Genomic DNA, 2,701 nt, shown 5'->3' on the forward strand with positions numbered 1-2,701 from the left:
ATTTACCGGAACTGTCTGGAAAGGCAGGCCATAGTGGGTGATAGCCCCGTACGGGACGGAAGAGAGAGAAGATTCGAGTAGGGCGGGACACGTGAAATCCTGTCTGAACGTGGGAGGACCACCTTCCAAGCCTAAGTACTACCATGCGACCGATAGCGTACAAGTACCGTGAGGGAAAGGTGAAAAGCACCCCGATGAGGGGAGTGAAAGAGAACCTGAAACTGAATGCCTACAAGCAGTCGGAGCCTCCATGTGAGGTGACGGCGTACCTTTTGTATAATGGGTCAGTGAGTTAGTCTACTTAGCAAGCTTAAGCCGTTAGGTGTAGGCGTAGCGAAAGCGAGTCTGAATAGGGCGACTGAGTTAAGTGGATTAGACCCGAAACCCGGTGATCTAGGTATGAGCAGGTTGAAGGTCGGGTAACACCGACTGGAGGACCGAACCCACGTCTGTTGAAAAAGACGGGGATGACTTGTGCCTAGGGGTGAAAGGCCAATCAAACCGGGAGATAGCTGGTTCTCCGCGAAAACTATTTAGGTAGTGCCTCAGGTATTACCTACGGGGGTAGAGCACTGGATGGATGCGGGGGGCGCGAGCCTTACCAAGTCTAACCAAACTCCGAATACCGTAGAGTAGAGCCTGGGAGACAGACTGTGGGTGCTAACGTCCATAGTCGAGAGGGAAACAACCCTGACCACCAGCTAAGGTCCCTAAATCTTGTCTAAGTGGGAAAGCATGTGGGACGGCCAAAACAACCAGGATGTTGGCTTAGAAGCAGCCATCATTTAAAGAAAGCGTAACAGCTCACTGGTCTAAATAAGCTGTCCTGCGGCGAAGATGTACCGGGGCTCAAGACAAGTACCGAAGCTGTGGATTTGATCTTATGATCAAGTGGTAGCGGAGCGTTCCGTAAGCCGTTGAAGGTGTGGCGCGAGCCATGCTGGAGGTATCGGAAGCGAGAATGCTGACATGAGTAGCGACAAACAGTGTGAGAGACACTGTCGCCGAAAGTCCAAGGGTTCCTGCGCAAGGCTAATCCGCGCAGGGTGAGCCGGCCCCTAAGGCGAGGCCGAAAGGCGTAGTCGATGGGAATCTGGTTAATATTCCAGAGCCTGGAGGGATGTGACGAATACTGTAAGTTGTTCGCTCTTATTGGATTGAGCGGGCCGCGAAGGTGTTCCAGGAAATAGCCCCTCCTTATAGACCGTACCCCAAACCGACACAGGTGGACTGGTAGAGTATACCAAGGCGCTTGAGAGAACTGTTCTGAAGGAACTCGGCAAATTACCTCCGTAAGTTCGCGAGAAGGAGGCCCATCTTTGAGGCAACTCATTGGTGGGGGCACAAACCAGGGGGTGGCGACTGTTTACTAAAAACACAGGGCTCTGCGAAGTCTAAAGACGACGTATAGGGTCTGACGCCTGCCCGGTGCCGGAAGGTTAAGGAGAGCGGTGAGAGCTGCGAACTGAAGCCCCGGTAAACGGCGGCCGTAACTATAACGGTCCTAAGGTAGCGAAATTCCTTGTCGGGTAAGTTCCGACCTGCACGAATGGCGTAACGACTTCCCCACTGTCTCCAGAACAGACTCAGCGAAATTGAATTCTCCGTGAAGATGCGGAGTACCCGCGGTCAGACGGAAAGACCCCATGCACCTTTACTCCAACTTCAGAGTGGCATTAGGGATAACATGTGTAGCATAGGTGGGAGGCTTTGAAGCCGGGACGCCAGTTCCGGTGGAGCCATCCTTGAAATACCACCCTTGTTGTTCCTGATGTCTAACCACGTCCCGTGAAGCCGGGACTGGGACCCTCTGTGGTGGGGAGTTTGACTGGGGCGGTCGCCTCCCAAATGGTAACGGAGGCGCGCGAAGGTAGGCTCAGAGCGGTCGGAAATCGCTCGTCGAGTGCAATGGCATAAGCCTGCCTGACTGTGAGACTGACAAGTCGAACAGAGACGAAAGTCGGTCATAGTGATCCGGTGGTTCTGTGTGGAAGGGCCATCGCTCAACGGATAAAAGGTACGCTGGGGATAACAGGCTGATACTGCCCAAGAGCTCATATCGACGGCAGTGTTTGGCACCTCGATGTCGGCTCATCACATCCTGGGGCTGGAGCAGGTCCCAAGGGTTCGGCTGTTCGCCGATTAAAGTGGTACGTGAGCTGGGTTTAGAACGTCGTGAGACAGTTCGGTCCCTATCTGCCGTGGGCGCAAGAGACTTGAGAGGAGTTGCCCCTAGTACGAGAGGACCGGGGTGAACGCACCTCTGGTGTACCTGTTGTGGCGCCAGCCGCATCGCAGGGTAGCTATGTGCGGACGGGATAACCGCTGAAAGCATCTAAGCGGGAAGCCTCCCTCAAGATAAGGTCTCTCTGAGAGCCGTGGAAGACCACCACGTTGATAGGCCGGGTGTGGAAGTGTGGTAACACATGAAGCTAACCGGTACTAATTGCTCGATAGGCTTGAGAGCCCTCCATAGCCAGTGATCAAAACTCACTCAGCCAAATGGAAGATCAAGCAGCATGTCTCGACAACACGCAAACGCAAAACAATCGCTATTTTGTCGATCTGGTGGTTATGACAGGTTCGAACCACCCGGTCCCATCCCGAACCCGGAAGTGAAAGGGCCTCGTGCCAATGGTACTTCAGCTCAAGCTGCGGAAGAGTAGGTCGCCGCCAGATCTACAAAATAGCGAGGAACATC

General features: G+C 53.9%; 2 rRNA genes (1 of these 2 only partly in view). Both read left to right on the forward strand.

Annotated elements, in window-relative coordinates:
- Nucleotides 1–2,467: ribosomal RNA gene (locus OU694_RS16350) — 23S ribosomal RNA — on the forward strand; it begins 277 nt to the left of the window's first position.
- 97 nt (nt 2,468–2,564) lie between these two features.
- A 5S ribosomal RNA gene (gene rrf / locus OU694_RS16355) occupies nt 2,565–2,679 on the forward strand.
- Nucleotides 2,680–2,701: the final 22 nt, after the last annotated feature.

Source organism: Pseudokordiimonas caeni (assembly GCF_026719705.1).
Classification (GTDB): Bacteria; Pseudomonadota; Alphaproteobacteria; order Sphingomonadales; family Kordiimonadaceae; genus Gimibacter; species Gimibacter caeni.